The following is a 25,479-nucleotide window of genomic DNA, read 5'->3' on the forward strand; positions in this document are numbered from 1 at the left end:
TCGAACCCATTATAGAAATGGCTGTGACTCACAAGAAAAGGAGAAGGGCGCTTTTGAACTTCCCATGTTATGGATAGTCATTACAGCATGAGAAGCGATGAAATTGGCTTGTCGCGAGATTGTGACGCGTTTGTGTTACACTTCACCCGTTTATATTTCATAGGATTACATAATTCATGTCGTGGATGCGAAAAGCCCTTCTGTCGGTATTTCATTATCCTGTTAAGTTACTGGTTAAAGCCCACAGCATTCCAGTTAACGTTGAAACCGAATTAGGAATAGATAAAAGTAAACCTATCGTTTATCTACTTCCCACCAACTCAGTGACAGACCAACTTGCACTGAGAATGTCGACTAAAGCGCTAGGTTTACCTAGTCCTACAGAAACCCTTACATTAGCGGGGCGAGAGTATTCGTCGACCTTATTTTTACGTAAAACCCAGCCTCTTTTCCGCTCGTCGGCTAAAGATACGGGAATTGAAGACGTTTTTACTGACCTCTTTCATTTGCATAGAGACCATGAAAACCTAGATTTACAAGTTGTTCCTGTCTATGTGACGTGGGGCCGTGCCCCGGGTCGTGGTAAGCCAGGCTTAAGCGATCTCATTGCTGATAAAGCGGCGCCAAGTTGGCTTCGTAAGTTGTTCATTGTGCTGTTTTTGGGCCGCGACAACTTTATTAACTACTCTAAAGCCGTTTCTGCACGCGCGATGTCCAATCAACATGGTAGTGACCAAAGTATTGCACATAAGCTTGTGCGCGTAGCAAGCACTCACTTTCAAAGAAAGCGCCAAAGCATGACTGGCCCTACGCTGTTAGAGCGCCAAGAACTCAATAATAGTGTGTTGGGCTCTGATGCAGTGCGTCGCGCTATTGCTGAGGAATCACGAAGCAAGAAGGTGTCTCATGAAAAAGCGAAAGAGACTGCCCAAACCTACATCACAGAAATCGCGGCAGACTACCGCGAAGGGCTAATTCGTTTTGGCGACAGGCTACTTACCCGTATCTGGAACAAAATTTATAACGGTATTAGTGTAGGTCATGCCGATCGCATTCGTGAATTGGCGGCTAATGGTCATGAAATCATCTACGTACCGTGCCACCGTAGCCACATGGATTACCTATTATTGACCTACGTGATTTATCACGAAGGTATGGTTACGCCACATATCGCTGCAGGTATCAATCTGAACTTTTGGCCGGTTGGAAAAATGTTCCGTCGTGGCGGTGCTTTTTTCTTACGCCGCAGTTTTGCAGGCAACAAGCTCTACACAGCTGTTTTCAGAGAATATCTAGAACTGCTGTTTAACAAAGGCTATTCGGTAAAATACTATCCCGAAGGTGGCCGCAGCCGAACCGGCCGTTTGATCCCACCGAAAACGGGCATGCTAGCCATGACCATTCAAGCCATGCTCAAAGGCGTTAACCGTCCAGTTAGTATCGTGCCTGTCTATATTGGCTATGAGAACGTGATGGAAGTGAAAAGCTATTTGAACGAACTCAAAGGCTCTAAGAAGAAAAAAGAATCTAACCTTCAGGTGTTCTCGGCTATTCGTAAACTCAAGAATTATGGTCACGGATACGTGAATTTTGGCGAACCCATTGCGCTTAACCAGTTTCTTGAAAATCATGTGCCTAACTGGCGAGATTGTCGCGATGCCGAGCCAGAGAAAAAACCAGCGTGGCTGACACCTGCGGTTAACGAACTGGCCAATAATGTCATGACGCGAATTAACCGCGCAGCGGCATTAAATGGTATGGCGTTAGCGTCGTTATGCTTACTGTCTTCTAAACGACAGACCATGAGTGAAGCTGAGTTAAAACAAGCAATGGGCGATTTCATGGACTTGTTTAAAGCGGTACCGTTCAGCGATGATGCCACCATTCCAGATTCATCAGCGGAAGAGCTACTGCGCGATACGCTGAAATTAGGCCGCTTTGACGTAAAAGAAGACGATTATGGGCGTTTGATCAGTCCTCAACCAAAATCAGCGGTATACCTTACTTATTATCGCAACAACATTTTGCACTTATTCGCGATCCCAGGTCTTATTATGGCGTCTATCTTCGCGAAGAAAGGCACCACGAAGAACAGTATTTTTCAGCTTATTGCGGCGCTTTATCCGTTGCTGCAAAAAGAGCTGTTCTTGCACCTTACCCAAGATGAGGCGCTTGCGCATACTGATGCGCTTATAACAGCGCTACTAAACAAAGGATTGTTGCGTCAGGAGGGCGATGAACTGTTGCCGCCAGATGCACACTGCAAACAATTCCACTCAGCATGGCTGTTAAGCCGATGTATGCAGGAAACGCTTCAGCGTTACGCGGTGGTATTGACCATTCTAGATAAAGAAAAGGTCATTAGCCGAAGTGCACTTGAGCGCGAAAGTAAGCAAGTGGCTGAACGCTTATCTGCTCTCTACGGGCTAAGCTCACCAGAGTTTTACGATAAGAATGTGTTGTCTAGCTTTATCAGTGCATTGAAAGAAAACCACTGGCTGGACTCTGAAAAAGATGGCAGCTTAAAGTACTCAGAAGAGTGTGAAGCCTTACGCGCTGACGTTATGGCCCTGATTTGGCCAGAAATGATGCAGCATTTGGAGAACGTTACACTAAACGCTTCGAATTAAGGCGACGCTAGCTGGCTGAATTTGCCAGCACTACGGAGCTTAGGTAAAAAGAGAAAGCCCATGCTACTGCATGGGCTTTTTATTGCGCGTCAATCTATCTTGGCAGGCATTGAAAATCCCCATACTTCATTGATAGATAGACGCTAGATAGTGCCGCTTCGTATCGCTCCCCGGTAAACCTGCGCTTAACGCGAAGCAATACAAAGCGAAAACGGGAGATAGGCTCCTTTCGCCTGTTTCGCTATTTAGACCTTCGTTGGTTGCGACAGGAAAAAACGATAGGCGGGGTTGTCTGTTACTTCTTCAACCTTATAGCCTAACTCAGCAACATGCTGGTTAAAGTCATCTCTACTTTCTGGTGCGATATCAAAGCCTGCCAATACCAAACCTTCTGCTGCGCCATGGTTGCGATAGTGAAATAGGGTAATATTCCACTGTTCACCTAACGTATTTAAGAAGTTCAGTAGCGCACCCGGACGCTCAGGAAATTCAAAGCTGAAGACTTGCTCGTTGAGAATAGTTGGCGGACGGCCACCAACCATGTGACGAACATGGAGCTTCGCTAACTCATTATCGGTTAAGTTAACGCAGTCATACCCTTTGCTTTCAAGGTCGCTTTGCAGTGCAGTAAACTCTTGCTGCCCGCCTTTAAGCTTAACGCCCACAAAAATATGTGCTTCGCTCTCACTGGCATAGCGATAGTTAAATTCTGTGATTGCTTTTGCCCCAACGCACTCGCAAAACTGTTTAAACGCACCTTTGTTTTCAGGAATTTTAACCGCAAAGACCGCTTCTTTCCGCTCACCTAATTCACAGCGTTCAGACACATAGCGAAGGGTATGAAAGTTGATGTTTGCGCCACACAGAATGCCGCCTAACTTCTTACCTTTGAGGTCGTGTTGCTTAGCGTACTTGCGAATTGCCGCCACCGACAATGCGCCCGCAGGCTCTGCAATAACACGGGTATCATCAAAGATATCCTTAATTGCTCCGCATATTTCATCATTAGTAACCGTAATGGTTTCATCAATTAAACGATTACACAGACGGAAAGTTTCCTGCCCCATCACTTTAACAGCAACGCCATCAGCAAAAATGCCGACGCTTTCAAGCTCGGTTGGCGCGCCTTGCGCCTTTGCTTTAATGAAACAGGCCGACTCTTCCGACTCTACCGCAACGATTTTTATGCTTGGTTTTAGTTGCTTTAAGTAAACCGCAATACCAGCGGCTAAGCCACCGCCGCCCACAGCAATAAATAAGATATCGAGGTGTGGGTTTTGCTCTAGCAGCTCTCGCGCGACTGTACCTTGCCCTGCAATGACATCGGGGTCGTCAAAGGGCGGAACAAAGGTATAACCGTGGGTCTCACATAATGCTTTTGCATGGCTACTTGCTTGATCAAAGCTGGTGCCATGCAATACCACATTCACGTTTTCACCGCCGAAGCGTCGTACTGCGTCTACCTTGATATCAGGCGTGGTTTCAGGCATGACAATAGTCGCCTGAATACCTTTCATTTTTGCACTGTACGCTAAGCCTTGCGCATGATTACCCGCCGAGGCGCCAATTACGCCAGCTTGCAATTGCTCGTCGCTTAGTGAGCAAATACGGTTATAGGCACCGCGCAGCTTAAAGCTTTTTACCGGCTGCTGATCTTCGCGCTTCAGAAAAATTTCATTGCCAAGCTCGGCTGAAAGCAAAGACATATAGGAAAGTTCACTTGCCACTGCTACATCGTAAACAGGGGCAAGTAAGATCTTCTTCAAATATTCATGATCGCTAACGTGTTCGGCTGCCATTACAGATTTTCCAGCTTAGTCACATCACGCACTGCACCTTTATCGGCACTGGTTGCTAACGCCGCAAAGGTTTTAAGTGATGTGGAGACTTCACGAACGCGATCTTTCGGCTTCCAAGGCTTATCACTGGCTTCCATTTTCGCGCGACGCTCTGCTAGTTCTTCATCGCTAATAGCAATATTGATACTTCTATTGGGGATATCTATTTCAATTTTATCGCCATCTTCCACTAGGCCAATGCCACCACCACTGGCGGCTTCAGGTGAGCAGTGACCTATAGACAACCCACTGGTACCGCCACTAAAGCGTCCGTCTGTTACCAAAGCGCAGTGCTTACCTAACCCTTTAGATTTCAAGTAAGACGTTGGGTATAGCATTTCTTGCATACCCGGGCCCCCGCGAGGACCTTCGTAGCGAATGAAGACCACATCACCGGCTTTTACTTCATCGCCCAAGATACCTGCTACCGCGTCGTCTTGGCTTTCGTAAATACGGGCAGTACCGTTAAATTTAAGAATAGACTCATCTACGCCAGCCGTTTTTACAATACAGCCATCTTCAGCCACATTACCGTAAAGCACGGCTAAGCCACCTTCTTGACTGAACGCATTCTCGATAGAGCGAATGCAGCCGTTTTCGCGGTCGTCATCGGCTTCATCCCAGCGACAATCTTGGCTAAATGCTTTTGTCGTGCGAATACCCGCAGGACCCGCGCGATAAAAGGTAATAGCGTCTTCGTTTTCAGGGTTAGTGATGTCCCACTCGCTGATAACGTCGGTAAGCGGTTTTCCTAAAACATGATTAACATCGGTGTTCAGCAAGCCAGCCTTATTTAGCTCGTTCAAAATACCCAAAACGCCACCCGCTCGGTGTACGTCTTCCATGTGGTATTTGGGTGTTGAAGGTGCCACTTTGCATAGGTGAGGCACTTTGCGAGACAATCTGTCGATGTCTGCCATAGTAAACGGCACTTCGCCTTCCATTGCCGCTGCTAACAGATGCAAAATGGTATTGGTCGACCCACCCATGGCAATATCCAAGCTCATGGCATTCTCAAAAGCCTTAAAGTTAGCGATATTACGTGGTAATACACTGTCATCATCGTCGCCGTAGTAACGCTTGCACAGCTCAACAATTTGTTTGCCCGCTTGTTTAAATAAACCTTCACGGTCGGCGTGGGTAGCCAGCATAGAGCCGTTGCCCGGCAAGGATAAACCTAACGCTTCGGTTAGACAGTTCATGGAGTTCGCGGTGAACATCCCTGAACATGAGCCGCAGGTAGGGCAGGCTGAGCGTTCAATTTCGTCGGTATCAGCATCGCTAACTTTGTCGTCAGCAGCCGCTACCATGGCGTCAACCAAATCTAGTTTAATAAGCTGGTCTGAAAGCTTGGTTTTACCCGCTTCCATTGGGCCCCCAGACACAAAAATGACCGGTACGTTCAAGCGCATAGACGCCATTAGCATTCCCGGGGTGATCTTGTCGCAGTTAGAAATACAAACGATGGCATCGGCGCAATGTGCGTTCACCATGTATTCCACTGCATCAGCAATGATTTCTCGAGATGGTAAGCTATACAGCATACCGCTGTGCCCCATGGCGATACCGTCATCCACTGCGATAGTGTTGAATTCTTTCGCCACACCACCCGCTTCTTCAACGCTGCGCGCCACTAATTGGCCGAGATCTTTTAGGTGAACATGCCCAGGTACGAACTGCGTAAATGAGTTCGCAATAGCAATAATAGGCTTGCCGAAATCAGAGTCTTTCATTCCAGTTGCTCGCCATAACGCGCGAGCTCCCGCCATATTTCTACCTTGGGTGGTAGTTGCTGAACGTAACTTGGGCATAAATCCTTCCCGTTAATTTAAGGTTCTAGGTTTTGGCGCTAGACCTTTTTGTGAAACTAAAAAACAGTGGTAAACCAGTAATGCTTTGGCTCAACTTCCAATACGCGCTGTTTTACTCAAAATTGCATGTCATACTGATGATGTAACACATCATCTAAGGTCGTTCAAAGCGAGGAGCAACAAAGCCTAACTGCTAACACATCAGTAGCGCTTTGTTTTATATGATATATTTGACATACAATACCTATATCCATTGGCATTGTAATTATGAAATGTTGTTCGTTAGAGGTTATGGCTTTACCTCATCACTCAATATCACGAACCGTAATATCAACAGTACGTTTCGATATTGGGCAAAGAAATAGCATGAAACATAAGGCCTGATCAAGTATTTTGCGGTAGGAATGGCGAGTTTTTAAGGGTAGTAAAAGGGTACAAGAAGATGTTTGATTGGTTTCATTGGTTAAACTTAGCGGGGGTTGCAGTGTGCGCAATTTCCGGCACCCTGATGGCCTATCAAAAGCGTATGGATGGATTTGGCGTGGTCGTGCTTGCCAGCGCAACCGCCATTGGCGGCGGAACACTGCGTGATGTCATGTTAGATGTCCCGGTCTTCTGGATTGCCGATACCGATTATTTATACACCACACTGATAGCCGCCTTTATACCCATTATCTGGCTGCGTATTAGTCCACGCTTTCCTTTTCACTATTTATTAATTGCCGATGCTTTCGGGCTGGCGCTTTTTAACGTAGTAGGCATAGAGAAAGCCTTGGCAAACGACACAGGCATGGCCGTGGCGGTTGCCATGGGCACCATTACCGGCGTGTTTGGCGGTCTGTTACGGGACGTTATTTGCCGAGAGGTACCGCTGGTACTCAACGGCGAACTGTATGCAATGACCTGTATTGCAGGGGGCGTGGTTTATGGAATAGGCATGCAAATGGAACTCGCCACACAGTGGTGTGGTATTGCGGCCCTTGTCACAACCGTACTGTTTAGGCTTGGCGCCATGCGCTGGCATTGGCAGCTGCCCGTTTTCTACAACGACCACCACTAGCACTAGCCTAAGTTTGCTGAGCAGGATCATTACATGCCAAGCGTTTTATGCACTCTCAGTAGATCCCATCGTTAGTACAGTTACATCTTATCCCGACTCTCTCTAAAGTTTACGCCGACTGCGTTGGCTTACATTTTTACCGCGCTGACACGTTTGCGTTTCATAACCACGAATCATAAGTATTCAGCGAGAGGAGGTTGTTTAGATTATGGGAATGGCTGTTGTTAAAACCTTTGCAGGGCAGGGCGTGGCAGCGCCAGAGGTAAGTGTAGAGATTCACCTAGCTAATGGTTTACCTGCTTTTCAACTGGTCGGCATGGCAGAAACCAGCGTTAAAGAAGCGCGAGAAAGAGTACGCAGCGCCCTGATAAACAGTGGTTTTGAGTTTCCCGCAAAACGAATAACCGTCAATTTAGCGCCAGCAGATATTCCCAAGTTTGGCGGGCGGTTCGACCTTCCCATCGCCGTAGGCATTTTAGCTGCGTCGGGCTACATCTCAGACATTAGCCTGCTCAACATTGCCTTTGTGGGCGAGCTTGCATTAAACGGCGAAATAAAGCCAGTAAACGGGCTAATTCCTGTGGTAATGGCAGCTGCACACGAAGACATTGCGCTCGTATACCCGGGTGATAATGACGTAGAGGCTGCATTGGTTTCTCACGCAACACGCTATCCTGCTTTCGATTTACAGTCTGTTTATGAACACCTTGCCGGCAACAAAAAACTTGCTAAAGGCCAACCGTTTACCTCGCGAGCACTTAACAGCCCCCTTTCAGGGTGGGATGACATTATCGGCCAAGAGCAAGCCAAACGAGCGCTTGTTATCGCAGCAAGTGGAGCACACAATTTACTTATGGTGGGGCCTCCTGGCACAGGTAAAAGCCTGCTCGCCAGCCGAATGCTATCGCTATTACCCGATATGAGCGAGGAAGAAGCGTTGGAAGTGGCTGCCATTCACTCTGTGAAAGGCGAAAAACTGCATGCAGAGCGTTTTCTAACTCGCCACCTCCGCTCGCCCCATCATACTAGCTCTGCGGTGGCGCTTACTGGCGGTGGCTCAAACCCTGTACCGGGTGAAATATCGCTGGCTCATAATGGTATTTTGTTTCTAGACGAACTCCCTGAATTTGGGCGAAAGGCACTGGATGTATTGCGCGAACCACTTGAAACTGGCGACGTGCATTTGTCTCGTGCTTCAGGAAGCGCCACATACCCCGCCAACTTTCAATTAGTAGCGGCAATGAACCCAAGCCCGACGGGTGATATTGATGATAACCGACTAACCCCGCAGCAACAGCTCAACTACTTGAACCGGTTATCGGGCCCACTGCTTGATAGAATTGATATACAAGTCGAAGTGCCTCGGCTACCTGACTACGACCTGCCAGAGCGTGCCAATAGACCTGACGACTCGCTACACGCAACGCGAGAGCGAGTCATTGCAGCGCGTCACAAACAAGGGCTACGGCAAGGTAAGCCAAATGGTGCGCTGCACGCGGGTGAGCTTGCCGATATATGTTTGCTAGATGACGCTGATTTGCAGTTTTTACAAGCCGCTGCTAAACAGCTTAATTTGTCTATGCGGGTGTTTCATCGCACGTTAAAAGTGGCAAGAACCATTGCAGATCTTGAAGATGAGCACGCCGTATCGCGGGCGCACATTGCAGAAGCATTGGGCTATCGCGCCCTCGATAACCTTATTAAACAGTTGAGCGCTAGCTGAGCACCAGCTATGCCTTAAACTTAGCCACGCGTTTGCGAATTAAGCTGCATAAAGGCGTTAATAAGCGGCTCGTTTTGCTTATCCTGCAAGCAGCACAATCCTAGGGCATAAGGCTCAATATCTTCAACAGGTATTTGGGTTACAGCATTGGCCATACTGGAGTGATCAAGTACCACTTTAGGCACAAAACCCACGCCACATTCAAGTGCCACCATGCTCACGATAGCCTCGTTACCGCCGACATAAGCATACACATTTGGACGAATACCGTGTTCAGCAAACCAGTGGTAGGCAGTACGACGGGTTGGGCCGGTTTCAGGCATAATCACCTGATGTTTGGTCCAGTCCAACTGGCTTAGTTGAGTCAGTCGCCACTCTCTTGGGGCAATAAGTACCAAAGGCACATTATCAAGCGCAGTGAAATGCAAATCTGTCGGCATATCAGGGGTGTAGATAGCAATAGATAAGTCGCACTCTTTGCCTTTCACTTTTTCTATCGCAAGGGCAGGATCGCCGGTAATTAGGCGTATATCAACACCCGGGTGCTGTTGCCTGAACTGTCTAAGCATAGCAGGTAAGTGGCTTTGACTGGCGGTAACCGAGCAAAACACGCTGAGCTCGCCCTGCAATGCGTCGTTATCTTCTTTTAAGTCGACCTTTAACTGCTGCCAATCTTTCAGCGCTTGCTTTGAAAAAGACAGCAGCTTGTGCCCACTGTGGGTTAGCGCCACTTTGCGGTTATCACGTTTAAACAACGTGCAGCCTAACTCGTCCTCAAGGCGTTGAATAACCCGGCTTAATGTAGAAGGCGACACATACATGGCCTCGGCGGTAATGCCAAAATGTAGGCTGGTAGCTAGGTGATTGAACAGCTGTAGACTGCGAAAATCCATAAACATTTCACTTTATGCAACATTATCTTGCAAATATATCATTTTCCAAAACAAAAGAAATCTTTTAGTCTCAATATCAAGTCGTCATAGACGAGGTCTGTCAACACCAAGGTCGGTGTTTGATATTGACAAAAATGAATGTTGTTCGGAAATTTTTATGGCTAATTATTTCAACACCCTGTCACTTCGCCAGCAGTTAGATCAGCTTGGCCGCTGCCGTTTCATGGCACGCGATGAATTCGCTGACGGTTGCCAGTTCTTAAAAGGCAAGAAAATTGTCATTGTAGGCTGCGGCGCGCAGGGCCTTAACCAAGGCTTGAATATGCGTGACTCAGGGTTGGATGTTTCTTATGCGCTGCGTCAAGCAGCCATTGATGAGCAACGCGACTCATATAAGCGCGCAACCAGTAACGGATTTACCGTTGGTACTTACCAACAGCTCATTCCAGAAGCAGACGTAGTATATAACTTAACACCTGATAAGCAGCACGCTAGCGTAGTCGAAGCCGTTATGCCGCTTATGAAAGAAGGTGCAACGCTAGGTTACTCTCACGGTTTCAATATCGTTGAAGAAGGGCAGCAAATTCGTAGCGATATCACAGTAATCATGTGTGCGCCGAAAAGCCCGGGTTCTGAAGTACGTGAAGAATATAAGCGTGGCTTCGGTGTACCAACTCTGATTGCTGTACACCCAGAAAACGACCCTGAAGGTAAAGGTTGGGATCAAGCCAAAGCACTTGCAAGTGCAACGGGCGGTGACCGCGCAGGTGTACTTGAGTCATCATTTGTGGCTGAAGTTAAATCTGACCTCATGGGCGAGCAGACCATTTTGTGTGGTATGCAACAAGTTGCAGCGGTACTTGCGTTTGAAAAAATGGTTGATGACGGTATCGAGCCAGGATACGCAGGTGCACTTATTCAGTACGGCCTAGAAGCTATTACTGAAGCACTTAAGATTGGCGGTGTGACTAACATGATGGACCGTCTATCAAACCCTGCAAAAGTGAAAGCGTTTGAGCTTTCTGAGCAGTTAACGGATTTACTTCGTCCGCTATTTGAAAAGCACCAAGACGACATCATCAGCGGTGAGTTCTCTCGCACCATGATGGAAGATTGGGCCAATGGCGATGCGAACCTGCTTAAGTGGCGTGAAGAAACCGGTGAAACCGCGTTTGAAAACGCACCGGCTTATGAAGGTGAAATCAGTGAACAAGAATTCTTTGACCACGGCATCTTACTGGTTGCCATGATCAAGTGTGGTGTTGAAGTTGCGTTCGACGTAATGGTTGAAGCCGGTATTTTACCTGAGTCTGCGTACTATGAATCACTGCATGAAACACCGCTTATTTCTAACACAATCGCACGTAAGCGTTTGTATGAAATGAACGTGGTTATTTCAGACACAGCAGAATACGGAAACTATTTGTTTGCTAACGCAGCAATTCCAATTTTGCGTGAGAAATTTATGCCTACCATTGATACCAGCGTTATCGGTAAGGGTTTAGCCGCTACTTCTAATCAGGTAGAGAACAAACGCCTTGTTGAAATTAACGAAGCCATCCGCTCACACGGTGTGGAATCGGTAGGTAAGACCTTACGTGGCTACATGACTGACATGAAGGCCATCATAGGTTAGGACAGTTTCTGTCGTTAGGTGCTTAACTAAGCCCTCTTGCCCGACCATTTTGGTCGGGCTTTTTTATGTCCGTAAGCCTGCTAATAAGTATCTTTCTTACGCAACTGACCACTGCGACACGCCGATACACCTTCTAAATAGAACCTTCACGAACGCGCTCAGCATAGCGTACGGATACGTAAGACAAAGCAAAAAAGACGAGAAATCCCCAGCCGATAGGCATTAAATTTCCATTTAAGAAACTGTCGACGAACAGTGCAACAGGCACCGAGAAAAGGCTAGAAAATGAGCCAATTATGGCCGCGCCTAAACCTGCCATATCGCCAAGCGGCTGCATCGCCATGGCGTTTAAGTTACCAAACAGTATGCCCACAAAGAAAAAGCCTACAAACATAACCGCAACCGTAGGAATTAAAGGCGGCAAGCCGTCGTACGCCAACAGCAACGCTAAATACACAACAGCAAACCCGTTAACCCCTTTAAGTGCAAAACGACAAAGCTTGCGCATCCCAAAACGCATCACCATTTTGCCGTTAAAGTAAGAGGCGAGACCAATTGAAAAAGCAAGCGTTGCAAAGATGTAGGGAAACCATTCACCTACGTTGTAAAACACAGTAAATATGGTTTGCGAAGCGCTTAAATACGCCAGGAATGCCCCAAAAATACAGCCCATGGCAAAGGTGTAACCCATCACTGCTGGGTTAGTGAGAATGAACTTTGACGATGCAAAAAACTGCGCCCATGAAAACTTTTTACGCCTTGCTCTTGGCAAGGTTTCCCCTTGACGAGAAAAAAACCAAATGCCGGCCATGGTAGCCACAATGAGAAACATAGTGAAAATATGGAACCATGAGGTCAACTCCATCACCGTTTGCCCAATAATAGGCGCCAACATAGGCACTAATATAAACACCATCATGATAAACGACATGACTTTTGCCATCGCATCGCCAACGTAAAGGTCGCGAATAATTGCCATAGAGGCTATTCGTGGCCCAGACACCCCAAATGCTTGAATAACGCGACCTACCAGCATGGTCTCCAAATTGGTGGCCATCATGCAAACAAATGTACCTAAGGCGAAAATACACAGGCCCACTAATATAGTTAGGCGACGGCCGCGGCTATCGGAAAAAGGCCCAAAGAACATTTGACCCAGTGCCATGCCTAAAAAGAACACGGTAACGATTAAGTGGGTTTGATGCGCCTCGGCGACCTGTAGTGACTCGCCAATTTGAATCAACGCAGGCAGCATAGCGTCAATGCTCAACGCGACAAGGGATGTCATCGTAGCCATTAGCGCAACAAATTCAACAAGGCCAAGCGCTGGCTTTTGCACAACTGCAGTATCCTCAGATACGCCATTAGAAGTCTGGGGCATAAAGTCTCGAATATGAAATAAAGTGGGGGAAATTAAAAAGGCGCGAAATTAACGCGCCTTGTTGAGTATACCTGAAACTTGGTTAAAAAGCCGCCAGCCAAGCAAAATCTTGTCGTAAATACTGGTGCATTTAACGGGTGTTACTCGGAAGCTGAAACGTTTGCCGTTGCAGCACTCGCTTTACTCGCTGGCCTAAGGTGTTGGTCTAAAAATGCATCCATTTCCTTAAAGAAAATATGACGATTTCGCTGAATAGACAAATTGTGGTCGCCACTTTCAAGCTCTACATATTTGTAGACCTTGTCGTAATCATCTAACTCGTCAGCCATGTAGCGACTATGAAGTGGAGGGACAACTCTATCTTCATCTCCATGTACCAGCAAAATTGGCGTCTTTATCCCTTTCGCATTGTAGTAAGGCGAGCGCGCTTCAAGGTCATCATAATCATCCCCAATTTGGTTTTTCACAAATTCGTTGTTCAGGAAACGGCGAGAATGAATAATGACGTGTTTAAGTGAACTTACGCCAGCAAAGCTCACCGCACACTTAAACAGATCCGGGGTTTTGACAGTTGCCATCAGGGCGGCGTAACCGCCATAGCTAGCGCCCACAATACACATGTTGTCTTGCTCAGCGTGCCCCTGCTCTACCATCCAGTTTGCCGCATCGGTGATATCATCTTGCATAGCCAAGCCCCAACCTTTCATTTGGCTTTGCGCAAAGCTGTACCCATACCCTCTAGAACCTCTAAAGTTAGGCCTTAGTACTGCATAACCTTTCGACGTAAAATATGCTGTCCAATAGTCGAAACCACTGAAATCTCTTGCTCCAGGGCCACCGTGGGGATGAATAATGGTAGGAAACGGGCCTTCGCCTTTTGGTAAAGTCAAATACGCTTCGATTTTGATGCCGTCTCTGGCTTCATATTCAATTAACGTATGCTCAGATAATTTTGCCGGGTCTATTTGAGCATATTGCTCAAAAAGCATCACTAACGTGCCTTCTTTACGGTCACCCAGCAAATAAACTCCTGGTAAGGTGTCAGACTCTGAATAAACAATATATGTTTGTTCGTCGTCGCTAAAGCTCACTAAGGTATTGTCGTAATCAGGAAGACCAGCATCGATACCATTTTGAAGAGCAACGTAACGTTCATCCCAATAATGTCGACCGTCATGGCGTACTCCTATTGCATCTCGGGTAACCGGTGAATAGATAAGGCTACCATTAACATCGTACCCTTCATCAGCATACACCTCTGTTCGCTCATTAGTAGTAAGGTTCAAGGTGTACAATGCACGGAAGTCTCCTTTATAACCTTTGAAATAAAGAATATTTGGGTCTTTTGCAAAGCCAACTGGGTATTCACCCTTGTCAGACATAGCGTTGTAAGCAAATAAGGTGCGCCAATCGTCTCCTTCTTTTAGAAAGACTTCTCGCTCCCCTGTATCGTAATCAAGCGAAACACCTATACGAACGTTATTTTGTTGGTCCGTCATCCAATCTCTAATGCGTTTTTTCCCGCGAATAATGCGACTTACGCCACCATCATTAACATTGATTTTGTAAACCGACGGCAGCCCCAACACCTCAGCGTCTAAGGCAATTAGAATATGTTCTGGATCGTCAGGCAGCCAGTCGATAACGTCATCGTGAAATTGAGGAATGTGGTTCGGATTACCTGCTCGACGCTTTATTCTCTCCCATTCAACCAAGTTGAATGCACCGCCTTCACCGTCAAACTTAATGCTTAACAACCGTGTGTCGTGAACTTTCGTGGTGCCACGGCGGGTTTCGTAACGAGCGCTAACCACCAGCCGTTCATTGTTCACCCAGTTGTACCAGTTAATTTTTACGCGTTCATTGTCCGATCGCAGTAGGTAGTGCTTTTCACCCTTTTTTAAGTCGTAAGTGGCAAGCATGGCAAACGCTTCTTCTTGCTCAACGTTTTGAACAAAAGCGATTTTTGAGCCATCGGGTGACAGCGACGGAGTCCAATAAGTTGGCAAAGAACTGAATTTTTCGTACTCGGGTTCTGCCTTAGTTTGATCTGCGCCCAGTGTGGAGAAAGAGCAAACCAACAGTAGCAAAGTAACTAGTGTCGTAGGTAAGAGAGCCTTATTAGAAGACATAACATTCCCTTGTTGTTTTTTATTGTTAGTGGAACTTAGCTTAGGCAAAAAACTCGAAGTTAAGTTACACAGAGTATACTCACTCATGCCCAGATGTACAAAAACAAAGCAATGCTAGGCTCTATGTTCAGTGAGTGGATGTGCCAGATATGTTCTGAAGAAGAGCATTCTAGTCAGGAAAATACGTTGAGTGCATTCTATACCAATCTGCATAGATCATTACCCACTCAGCGAGAGTTAAAATGTTCGTAATCGCGGCGTGTTACCGCAGGTATAGTGGTCTACATCAAGGTGACACAACAAAGAGTACGGACATTTTAAACTCGCCCTTCGGGAAGGTCTGGCAAGCTTCCTAGCTTCATTCTGGGAATTTGAAAGGGAACAGCCATTCCTGCATTCCCACGCTTTGCTAGGAAACTTGCCAGCGCCTTCTGAGTGGGGAATTATCTATGCGGATTGGTATTATTTACCGACGTCAGCGCAATTATTTGATCTCTCGTCGTAGTTTGCGGATACAAATTGCAAATGTGGTATCATTAACCACAGACATAATATGGATTTTACCATCAAGCGGTAAGCTTCACAGCCCAGCGTTACCTTAAGGATTTAGCCTTTTCATGCCTTCGATTTGGAGCGGGCTTGCCAGTTTGCAAGACCATCTTTTCCGACAATTTATGTTCAGAATCACCAAAGCAGTCCGAGTTTTGGTGGGCAGTACATTGTGCACGCTAGCGTGTGCTCTCTTTACTTTTTCACATGCCCAAGACGCTATTTCCTATAACATTCAGGGCGTAGAAGACGACAAACTGCGTAATAATATTCGCCTGCATTTAAACAGTCTCGACGTGGAAAAATCGTTGCTTACTGACCCTTACTGGCAAGATGAAGTGGGCGAAACGGTAGCGACAGCGGTTCAACCCTATGGTTATTACAACAGCGAGACCAAGGTAAGTATTGAAGAGGGCGACAAGGTTACAGTGAATGTTGCTTTGAATGCGCCGCTTACCATAAATAAAGTTACTCGCGAAATAATAGGTGCGGGACGTGAAGATAAGGCTTTCAGAGAACGTTTTAATTCACTAAAGCTTAAAGAAGGCGACGTGTTAAACCAAACCATTTACGAGTCGTTTAAGTCGTCCATGTTTAACTACGCCTTATCTAATGGCTATTTTGATTATTTTTGGCAGGCGACGCGTCTCGACCTAGTGCGTGACGAAAAACAAGCAAACGTACTTTTGATTGCGCAAAGCGGGCCCCAGTACCAATTTGGAGAGCTAAAATTTATTGGCGATGACAAGGCGAAAGCCATCATTGAGCGGCTAAAGCCGTTTAAAACAGGCGATGCGTACTCTTCATCAACACTTGCCGATTTCAACAGAAGCCTTAATCAATCTGGGTATTTTACCCGCGTTATTGCTCGCCCGGTTGTAAGTGAGGCTGATGGTTTGCTGGTACCGGTTGAGGTATCGTTACTTCACAGACCCACAGACGCATTTAACGTTTCTGTTGGCGCAGCCACTGACACGGGCCCACGGGTTCGCTTAGGATGGGAGCGTCCTTGGGTGAATAGTAAAGGGCACTCTGTTTCATCTGATATTTTCATTTCAGCGCCAGAACAATCAGTGACTGCCGACTACCGTATACCGATGAGAAACATAACGCGGGATTACGCGAGTATAGAGGCGGGTTACCAATTTATAGAGTACAGCAACACTTCCTTTGAGAGTGAAACCCTATCTTTGTCTGCACACCGTTACTGGCAACATGACAATTCACCATGGCAACACGATGGCTCGGTGACCTATCTACGTGAAACTTATGATCAAGGGGAATTGAGCACAAACACCACGTCCCTAGTATTACCCGGGTACTCGTTAACCTATCGCGATAAAGACAGTGAGCTCAACATTAATAATGGTACCTACCTTCAAATGCTCACTCAAATAGGCAGAGAAGGTTATGGTTCTGATATCGATTTTGCCAAGGCAGTAGTTGAAGCCACGCTTATCCGTACCTTTAACAAGGTGCACAGAATAACCATACGCGGTGAAGCGGGGGTTATTAAAACCAATAGTTTTGATGAAGTGCCAACGTCGTTGCGTTTCTATGCAGGGGGCGATAAAAGTGTTCGCGGCTTCGACTATCGCGAAATTTCTCCGACAGCTGAAGTCATTGATCCAGAAACAGGAGAACTCATTGTTGACTCTATTGGAGGGAAGTACCTTGCTACATCGAGTGTAGAGTATGCCTATCAAGTGGCAGATAATTGGAGAGTGGCAGCGTTTGTCGATGCAGGTACAGCAACAAACGACACCAGCACAACACTGACATATAGCGTTGGACCTGGTGTACATTGGCTTTCACCAATTGGTCCAGTCAGACTTTACGTGGCAAGAGGCTTTGCGCCAGACGAGAATACATGGCAGTTACATATTTTGTTGGGGCCTGAGCTATGAGAAAACGTACGCTTTCGGCTATTTTACTTTCACCGGTTCTTATACTTGTCGCGTTGTATGCCGTTTTGATAAGTCCCTTAGGCGGCCCTACCGTTAAGTTACTGGCCAACACGTTTGTTGAAAACCTCTCCATCGATGCCATTGACGGTGGGTTTGCTGACACACTAGAAGTGCATAATGTGGAGTGGGAAAACCCGCAATGGAAGGTGTCTGCACAATATGCCTACATTGATATTACCTGGCGTTGTTTGTTTGAGCCTAGAGTGTGTGTCAATGAAGTCACGCTGGAAAACGCTACGCTCACACAGCGCTCAAACGCGCCTGACTCTTCCGATGATGCACCTGCAGGTGGCCAGATTGAATTACCGCTGCCTATTGATGTTGGGTATTTAGCGCTAACGAATATCAAACTTGCTCTACTTACGACAACAGTAGAAATTGATGAACTAGAGCTAACCGATTTTGAAGGAAATAGCGACCTCATACTTGACAGCATAGCCGCGAAAGGTGTTCGCATTGCTCTGCTAAACCAAGATGAAGCTGCCAGCTCTTCACCGGCAGCCATGACCAATGCATCGGAAACTAATAGTGAGCAGCCTGCTCCCAAAAAAGATCAGGCTCCAAGTGCTGATAGCGCTTTGCCTACGTCATACTCACTAAGCTACGACGTCCCCGTACTACCAAATATAGCTACGCCTATTCCTTTGTCTCTTGGTACTTTTTTAGTAGAAGATCTACACATAATTCAAGGGGAGAGCAAACAGCACATTTCACTCATCTCACTGTTAGAGGCTCACTTTAAGGGCAGCGATGTCGCTATTGAAGAAATGACCGTTGTACATGAACAAGGTGAGGTGAAAGGAAAAGCGAGCGCAACACTTGACGGAAACTTCCCATTAAATGTGGCGATTAACGCGAAAACCAAGCTTGGTGACACACCACAAGAACTGAGTGTAGCGGCCGCGGGTGCGTTGGACGATTTAACGCTGTCAGTTGTTGCCAGAGGCGCGGTAACCGCAAACGCTAACCTAATGGCCAACATTCTAGACAGTAACCTTCCCATAGAATTCACTGCGAACTGGCAAGAACAAGCCATACCGACACTGGAAAACACTACGCTCAAAGAAGGACAGTTAACGCTTTCCGGCACCATGGGTGATTACGTACTTAAAGGAGCAGGCGCAGCTACATTGCCTGACATTGGCAATGTACCAGTATCACTTGATGTGGTGCTGAAAAAGAACAATATTTTTGTTAATGAAGCCAATATAAACGCTTTGGATGGGAGCTTAACCAACACTGGTACCCTTTATCTAAATGAAAGTATCGCGTGGGAAGGTAAGACAACGCTTAAGAATGTATCAGGGCGGCAATTCAGCACTTATGCGCCTGAAAAAATTAGCGGAGAAATAGACAGTATATTGCAATACTCTGAGCGCGGCGGATTACACATGAGCCTAAGAGATATGACTGTCTCGGGTGTACTTCAGGGCAAACCGCTTCAGGTGAAGGGGAATGCGGTTTATGCTGGCCCCAGCGACTTATTCGTTACTAACGTCAATATCATTCAAGAACACGAGCAAGAGCGAAACACGATACGCGCCATTGCTCAGGTACTGAATAAGCGGCATTTAAATGCAAATATTGCGATAAACGTTAACGCTATTTCAAGCCTATACCCAGAAGTGACAGGTGCGGTAAGTGGCAATATCACAGCCGCCGGTCCTTGGCAAAATCCAAGTGCTAACGGCACGCTCGCCCTATCTAATATCGCTGTGTCACCCAATTTAAATGCCTCTGCCGCGCAGCAAGGACCATTGAACGGCGAAATCAAAGTTAACGGTACCTATCGCGACCATACCGCAGATATTGACCTAGCTGTGCCCAACAATAATATTGGGCTGTCTTTAAAAGGTGCATGGACTAACAATCACTGGGTGGGAGAAATTAGTGATACCGCATTGAAGCTCGCTAATATGCAGTGGACGCTATCAAGCCCGTTCAGTGTAGATATAGGCACCACACCTATAACGGCTAAAATAGGTCAGCATTGTTGGACCTCTCGAAAAGAAGGTGAGCTGTGTATTTCAAACGTGAATTATCAACAAAACAAAGCCAGTTGGGATATCAGCGCGACGGCGCTGCCCATCGGGTTGTGGGCGAACGAGTTAGCGCCTACTGTTGTTTCAAGTCCTTCACAAGCAACACTTACCGTAAAAACCAAAGGCAGCTACTCAGCTAACGACCCAATCGATGCCACATTTACTGCGTCTATGAGTTCTGCGCCATGGCAACTTGGTGAAACGCGCCCGCTAACGCTCACTATTAACTCCATAGAAACTAAAGGAGAGATAAAGCAGGGGCAGTTAGCATCAACATCTGTGATCTCAAGCCAAGATGTCGGGGATGCAACACTAACCTTAAATACCCGTCCTTTCGAATCGCGTATACCACTTGATGGTAAACTAGAGATGCAAGGGCTTAATGTTGCACCATTCAAACCTCTTTCCCCTGCTATCAGAACCCTTACAGGAAAGTTAAATGGGAACGTATCGTTACGTGGTTACATTGACGACCCTACGCTTAACGGTGAATTGACGGTTTCAAATGGCGCTATCGATATACAAGATACACCTGTGACACTGGCCGATTGGAATCAAAAAGTATCGCTTAATGGTCAAACCGCTGCACTAGACGGCACCTTCTTACTAGGCGGAGGAAAAGGGGCGTTAAAAGGCGAGTTAGACTGGTCATCCAACCCCAGTGCGACATTTAATCTAAAAGGAAACGGTTTCGAAATTCGTCAGCCAAACATTCGACTCAAAGTGTCACCGAATATCGATATCGCCGCCACAAAAGAAAAAGTGGACGTGAGTGGCGAGGTAAATATTCCTTGGGCGAGAATTGAAATAGAATCGCTACCTGAGAGTGCTGTTTCCCCATCAAAAGACGTGCACCTGCGTGGCGAACCGGATAGAGAGGAACCGCTAGATATCGTCCACGCTTCGGTATTGGTAAACATCGACAAAAACAAAACCGAAGAAGTAAAACTCGAAGCGTTTGGCCTTACTGCAAGTTTGTATGGTGGCATTCGCGTAAACACTCAACCTGCACTTGTAGGCTATGGTGACCTTCAAATTTTAAATGGTCGATACAACGCTTACGGACAACAGTTAATTATTCAAACCGGTGAAGTACAATTTAACGGCCCAATTGACCAACCTTTGTTGCTGGTCGAAGCCATCCGCGACCCGGCTAAAACCGATGACGACGTAATTGCAGGTATCCGAATTGATGGCGCGGCTGACTCGCCAAGTATTAACCTTTTCTCTGAGCCTGCGATGGATCAACAGGGCGTATTGTCATATCTACTCACAGGTTCTGGACCGAACTCGGGCACACAAGATCCTAACTACGCTGCGCTGCTGGTAGGTTTTGGTTTATCCAACACCAAAACCCTAACAGGACAAGTGGGAAGCGCGCTAGGCATTGATGATTTTAGTTTAAGCACTAACGAAGATTTACTGTCGGTAAGAGGGCAGATTAACGAGCGATTATCTGTGGAATACAATGTGGACGTTGGTCTAAGTAACAACGACGCTAATAGCACGCTACGACGCAGACAACTACCGCCTGACTTGGCGGTAAAATATCAGCTTCTACCTAGTTTATATTTAGAAGCCATTCAAACCACACTGGAAGACCAATCTGAGTTCGCGTTAGACCTTTATTATGAGTTTTTCTTGGGTGATAACAGAACCCGCAGAGATAGTGATGAAGACGACAGTGAATCTGACGAGTCCAATGAAAGCGCAGAGCAAGATCTGAAAGATAATGTGAGCACTCCGAGCACAAGTAATAACAATTAAGCGCTCAAAGTCAAAACATCGTACTTTTGCACTCATGCGCCCTTAACGCTGCTGTGCCATCTTCTCAAGCGTTTCGAGTTGACGCTCAAAACGCTTTTGTCTTTTGCTCGCCCACACATACCACACTAGCATCACAACGCTCATGGTCGTCATAACTATAGCCATCTTCATAACTTTCGCTGGGGTAAGCTCCCCATAAAAATAGCGCTCCACCAGAAAGGCACATCCAAATAACACTGCAGTCCATGTCGAGTGTTTAGTGATTACAGCAATCTTCACGTTATTCTTAATTTGCTTTATTAGCTGCGTTAGGTGGTCAGCGGTTTGAGTGTCTCTTGAAAATGCAGCCACTCTTCTTAACCACAGCTGATAAACAAGCAAGGGAAGAGCCGTGACCAGCATAAAAACAAACATCGCGTGGGCGACAAAAGTGAACTTTTCCCAAGTAACAACTAGCAAGTAGATCGCTGGGATAAACGCTAAGGAGTCAACCAACATATACCAGCGTTGCTTGGTTCGCTCGCTGCTTAAACTGGCTTTTACTTCCGAGAGGTTGATAGTCGTAACTGGCTGAGCTTGCCATAGCGCAGAAAGGCCATCATTTTGCGCATCGTCTACTGATACGGGCGGGTTCGTTTGATTCTCTTTATCTGAATTATGCATGCGGTTGCTCCTGCATGATACTTTGCTTGGCGCGCTTTAATATCACACCAACATGATTTTTAGTCAGACCACAGACGTCTGCAATTTCATTGTAACTTAAGCCTTCAAGAGAAAGCGTTAGCACTTGTCTTGACTGCAATGGAAGTGCCCGTACCGCGCGAAGTAGGCGTTCTAATGACTGGTGTTGACTAGACATTTCCTCTGGTGAATGGGTAGTACTCGCGAACCCGTCAGAGCCCAAATCATCGTGGTCATATTGATGGGTATCGAGACGCTTCACTTGATTTGGTACGTGAGTAACTGCGCGGTTATGAGCTATCTTCAAAATATAGGTTTTCACGCTGCTATCGCCCTTAAAACGTGACAGCCCCTGCCAAACGGCAATAGCAATTTCTTGCAATAATTCTTGCTGCATCGCTTCGTTTGCTTCATAGCTGTTGGCTACACGGCTCAATATTGCCCCGTATTGCGCAAAAACATCTTCAAAACCCTGCCCCAACGTCACATCCCTAATCACAAAAACTGTTGTTATTTTATTGTGTTACTTCTATCAGTCTGCCCCCACGAATTTTTATTACAAACTTTTTTCGTCAATACTGTAATTTTTTTAAGCAGCAAACGACTAGTTAAAACAGTAAGTGCAGTAACGTGCGTTTAGGGCATTTTCCCTAAAAGCTTTCAACCTTGAAATTTGGATTAGGAAAAAATTATGTCTACGTTAAGTATAGTTTTGTTAATTGGCAGCCTGACGTCGCTTGTGCTTTTGGCAAGCTACTTAGACGCAAAATTTCAGTGGCGACTAAACGACTGGATGAACGGCGAGTGCAGCAACCCGTTCGTTAAAAGCGTGACCGACAAACAGCAGCAGCGTTTAGAGGAAAAAGATGCGCAGATTGAAGCTTTGATGGCGCGAATCGAAACCCTTGAAACCATTGTTACCGAGCCTGCTTACGAACTGAATAAGAAAATCAACGCGCTCAAATAAACGGTTTTACCAGCTCCTAGCTCGACACCGGTGGGCGACGCATAAAGCGGGGAATTTTTCCCATTGCAATGGCGTTGCCTACCAGCACAATGACCACCCCAACCACAGATAAAACGCTCCAGGTATAGCCTTCGAAAAAGGTGGAAATAACCAGTGCAACCATGGGGTATACCAAGACCACATATGCAGCCTTGTCAGCGCCCATTTGCTTTAACAGTTTCATGTACGCGCCAAACGCAAACACAGAGCCAAAGATAGCCAGATAAAGCAGCGACAGATAGAACTCGGGTTGGGTAGGAATGACCAACTTACCCGGCATTGCCAGTGAGGTGATGAAAAGCAGCACCATGGCATAGCTCATGGCATAGAAGTTCATTTGGATAACAGGCGTACCCGAGGTCAAAATACGCTCGGAGATAACGTTACCTGTTGAGGCGCAGAAAAAGCTGACAAACGCTATAGCGAGGCCGGTAGCAAGCGCCGCATCCATGGAGACTTTGGAAAACTCTGGCACAAACAAACACACAATGCCCAGCAAGCCAAATGTAGCACCTATAACCACTTCTTTTCTTATAGGCTCTTTAAGCCACCATCGCCGAAGCACAACATTAATGTAGATAATACAAGAACTCATAAGGGCTAACAGCGCGCTAATTATGTGCGCTTGCGCCATATACAGCAGCGTGTAATTTAAGCTGTATAAAAAGAGACCGACTGCGGCCATTTTCACATGAACATGTACCGGTAGCTTAAGCGGCAAACGCCTAATAACACAGTAAATCCCTAAACAGGCCGACGCCAATAAATAACGCAGCGCAATGGCAAACGTTTCAGAGGTATGCCCTATTTGGTAAGTGATGGCTATCCATGTTGAGCCCCAAATCAGGCAGCACAGAGCAAATAAGGTTGCGTTATTCATAGCGGTGTTCTAGCCCTGGGAAGCTGATAAACAAGAAGATAAATGGGCAGATAAATGGTCAATAGCACTATCGAGCAGTTTTTGCCTAGCGCCATTACCAATCCACGCATTATGCGGCGTTACCAGCAAGTTAGGTAGTGCCTCTTTAAGCAATATATGATCAACAGGCGGAGGCTCGACACTTAATACATCTAATCCCGCGCCACCAATTTGATTGTTTTTAAGCGCATGATAGAGTGCCTCCTCATCAATCAAACCGCCGCGAGCCGTATTAATGAGAAAAGCGGTTGGCTTCATCAGCGACAACGTCTTGGCATTAATCAGCTTATCGGTGGCTTCAGTAAGCGGGCAATGAAGACTTGCCACATCGGCATTTGGTAAAAGCGATGCAAGACTTGGACGAGGGTCGTCTTGTTTACCTGGGCGAGCAGCGATACTCACCTGCATACCCATAGCCTTAAACAATGCCTCTACACGCTTGCCAAGCTCGCCATGCCCAACAATTACCGCATGCTTACCCGCCAATTCCACCACGGGATGATTGAGTAAGCAGAAATGAGAAGATGCAGACCATGCTTGGTTGCGCATATCGCGCTGATACGTCACAAAATTGGTGGCCAAATTTAGTGCCAAGGTCAACGTATGTTGAGCGACGCTGTCTGTGCCGTAGCCCTCTACATTTTGAACGGTAATACCAGCCTGTTCGCAGTAGTCACGGTCGATATTGTTCATGCCGGTCGCAGTTACACCAATATAGCGCAGCTGACTGGCCTGCTGTAAATCTTTGGCTTGTAGCACGACTTTGTTAACCAGCACAGCATCGGCATTTTTAATGCGCTCGGCAACGTCTTCGGCTTGAGTTTGTTGATGAAGCGTAATCGCGGCGTCGAAATTTTTTTGTACGTCATCGAGTGAAGAGGTATCAAGACTGGGCAAATCCATGGTTTCGGCGTCCAGAAAAACAACCTGCTTTTGTTTGCCGTTGCTCATCGCTTGTGATGCATTGTGTTTCGTCATTTTTGCCATGCTCTACATTACTTCCACAATCGACTCTAACGCTGTTTTCACATTAACAGGAATAGGAATGGCCTTGTCGGTTTTTCTATCTACAAACACATGCACAAATTGGCCATGAGCCACGCGTCGCTTATTCTCTCCGGCGTAAACCGATAGACCATAAGTCACTGAACTTCTTCCAATTTTGATAACGCGCAAGCCTACAAAAATGTCTTCAGGGTAGGCTGCCGGAGCAATGTACTGACACTGACTGCTTACCACATACGCCACGGATTGCCCGTTGTGTATATCTAGCCCACCTTCTTCAATTAAAAAACGGTTTACCGCGGTATCAAAGAAACCATAGTACACAACATTGTTGATATGTCCGTACGCATCATTGTCTTGCCAACGCGTGGCGATAGTGACTTTGTAAGGGTAGTCGGCAAGTGTAGGTGTGATATCAGTCATGATCGTCCCTTAGTGA

General features: G+C 46.5%; 17 protein-coding genes. 7 read left to right on the forward strand and 10 right to left on the reverse strand.

The genetic code is table 11. The annotated features are described in order from the left end of the window. Positions 1–176 precede the first annotated feature (176 nt). Positions 177–2,630 carry a glycerol-3-phosphate 1-O-acyltransferase PlsB gene (gene plsB / locus NO989_RS05280; RefSeq protein ID WP_014951390.1) on the forward strand — a complete coding sequence of 818 codons (2,454 nt, stop codon included), beginning with the start codon at positions 177–179 and terminating at the stop codon, positions 2,628–2,630. A 245-nt stretch (positions 2,631–2,875) separates the two neighbouring features. Here the strand turns inward: plsB and ilvA are convergent, their stop codons facing one another. Both ilvA and ilvD read right to left on the reverse strand, forming a co-directional pair. Beyond that, positions 2,876–4,429, reverse strand: a complete 1,554-nt coding sequence (ilvA, locus tag NO989_RS05285) for a threonine ammonia-lyase, biosynthetic (protein WP_371342181.1) — start codon at positions 4,427–4,429, stop codon at positions 2,876–2,878. Then, positions 4,429–6,279, reverse strand: coding sequence for a dihydroxy-acid dehydratase (ilvD, locus tag NO989_RS05290; protein ID WP_283626660.1), 1,851 nt, complete (start codon positions 6,277–6,279; stop codon positions 4,429–4,431). Before ilvD ends, ilvA begins: the two co-directional genes overlap by 1 nt. A gap of 442 nt (positions 6,280–6,721) precedes the next feature. Here ilvD and NO989_RS05295 point away from each other — a divergent pair, with 442 nt between their 5' ends. Continuing rightward, on the forward strand, positions 6,722–7,339 hold the full coding sequence (locus tag NO989_RS05295) for a trimeric intracellular cation channel family protein (RefSeq protein WP_014951393.1): 618 nt from the start codon (positions 6,722–6,724) through the stop codon (positions 7,337–7,339). A gap of 208 nt (positions 7,340–7,547) precedes the next feature. Next, on the forward strand, positions 7,548–9,062 hold the full coding sequence (locus NO989_RS05300; protein ID WP_283623048.1) for a YifB family Mg chelatase-like AAA ATPase: 1,515 nt from the start codon (positions 7,548–7,550) through the stop codon (positions 9,060–9,062). 20 nt (positions 9,063–9,082) lie between these two features. Here the strand turns inward: NO989_RS05300 and ilvY are convergent, their stop codons facing one another. Further along, positions 9,083–9,955 carry an HTH-type transcriptional activator IlvY gene (ilvY, locus tag NO989_RS05305; protein ID WP_283626659.1) on the reverse strand — a complete coding sequence of 291 codons (873 nt, stop codon included), beginning with the start codon at positions 9,953–9,955 and terminating at the stop codon, positions 9,083–9,085. Between the two features lie 157 nt (positions 9,956–10,112). Between ilvY and ilvC the strand changes: the two genes are divergently transcribed. Further along, positions 10,113–11,591 carry a ketol-acid reductoisomerase gene (gene ilvC / locus NO989_RS05310; protein ID WP_014951396.1) on the forward strand — a complete coding sequence of 493 codons (1,479 nt, stop codon included), beginning with the start codon at positions 10,113–10,115 and terminating at the stop codon, positions 11,589–11,591. Between the two features lie 133 nt (positions 11,592–11,724). On the opposite strand, the gene NO989_RS05315 is transcribed toward ilvC, so the two are convergent. Next, positions 11,725–12,972: a multidrug effflux MFS transporter gene (locus NO989_RS05315; protein WP_170826522.1), complete on the reverse strand. Its 1,248-nt coding sequence runs from the start codon at positions 12,970–12,972 to the stop codon at positions 11,725–11,727. Positions 12,973–13,112: 140 nt separating this feature from the next. Then, positions 13,113–15,104 carry a S9 family peptidase gene (locus NO989_RS05320; protein WP_202941484.1) on the reverse strand — a complete coding sequence of 664 codons (1,992 nt, stop codon included), beginning with the start codon at positions 15,102–15,104 and terminating at the stop codon, positions 13,113–13,115. Positions 15,105–15,721: 617 nt separating this feature from the next. Here NO989_RS05320 and NO989_RS05325 point away from each other — a divergent pair. Continuing rightward, complete coding sequence (locus NO989_RS05325; protein ID WP_371342182.1) at positions 15,722–17,560, forward strand: autotransporter assembly complex family protein; 1,839 nt, start codon at positions 15,722–15,724, stop codon at positions 17,558–17,560. Beyond that, positions 17,557–21,429, forward strand: a complete 3,873-nt coding sequence (locus NO989_RS05330) for a translocation/assembly module TamB domain-containing protein (RefSeq protein WP_371342183.1) — start codon at positions 17,557–17,559, stop codon at positions 21,427–21,429. Before NO989_RS05325 ends, NO989_RS05330 begins: the two co-directional genes overlap by 4 nt. A gap of 42 nt (positions 21,430–21,471) precedes the next feature. On the opposite strand, the gene NO989_RS05335 is transcribed toward NO989_RS05330, so the two are convergent. Beyond that, the gene (locus NO989_RS05335; protein WP_171337456.1) at positions 21,472–22,092 is read right to left on the reverse strand and encodes a hypothetical protein; all 621 of its coding nucleotides are present in this window, start codon (positions 22,090–22,092) and stop codon (positions 21,472–21,474) included. Then, positions 22,085–22,591 carry an RNA polymerase sigma factor gene (locus NO989_RS05340; protein WP_371342211.1) on the reverse strand — a complete coding sequence of 169 codons (507 nt, stop codon included), beginning with the start codon at positions 22,589–22,591 and terminating at the stop codon, positions 22,085–22,087. The genes NO989_RS05335 and NO989_RS05340 overlap by 8 nt, the downstream gene beginning before the upstream one ends. 210 nt (positions 22,592–22,801) lie before the next feature. Here NO989_RS05340 and NO989_RS05345 point away from each other — a divergent pair, with 210 nt between their 5' ends. Further along, positions 22,802–23,077: a hypothetical protein gene (locus NO989_RS05345; RefSeq protein ID WP_014951413.1), complete on the forward strand. Its 276-nt coding sequence runs from the start codon at positions 22,802–22,804 to the stop codon at positions 23,075–23,077. A gap of 16 nt (positions 23,078–23,093) precedes the next feature. On the opposite strand, the gene NO989_RS05350 is transcribed toward NO989_RS05345, so the two are convergent. Genes NO989_RS05350 through NO989_RS05360 form a run of 3 tightly spaced genes read right to left on the reverse strand, consistent with a single transcriptional unit; the run spans position 23,094 to position 25,463 of the window. Beyond that, on the reverse strand, positions 23,094–23,996 hold the full coding sequence (locus NO989_RS05350; RefSeq protein WP_049586437.1) for a DMT family transporter: 903 nt from the start codon (positions 23,994–23,996) through the stop codon (positions 23,094–23,096). A gap of 9 nt (positions 23,997–24,005) precedes the next feature. Next, positions 24,006–25,022 carry a D-2-hydroxyacid dehydrogenase gene (locus NO989_RS05355; protein ID WP_171337457.1) on the reverse strand — a complete coding sequence of 339 codons (1,017 nt, stop codon included), beginning with the start codon at positions 25,020–25,022 and terminating at the stop codon, positions 24,006–24,008. Positions 25,023–25,025: 3 nt separating this feature from the next. Then, complete coding sequence (locus NO989_RS05360) at positions 25,026–25,463, reverse strand: thioesterase family protein (RefSeq protein WP_014951416.1); 438 nt, start codon at positions 25,461–25,463, stop codon at positions 25,026–25,028. Between the last annotated feature and the right edge of the window lie 16 nt (positions 25,464–25,479).

It is taken from the genome of Alteromonas sp. DY56-G5 (assembly GCF_041414725.1).
Lineage (GTDB): Bacteria > Pseudomonadota > Gammaproteobacteria > Enterobacterales > Alteromonadaceae > Alteromonas > Alteromonas macleodii.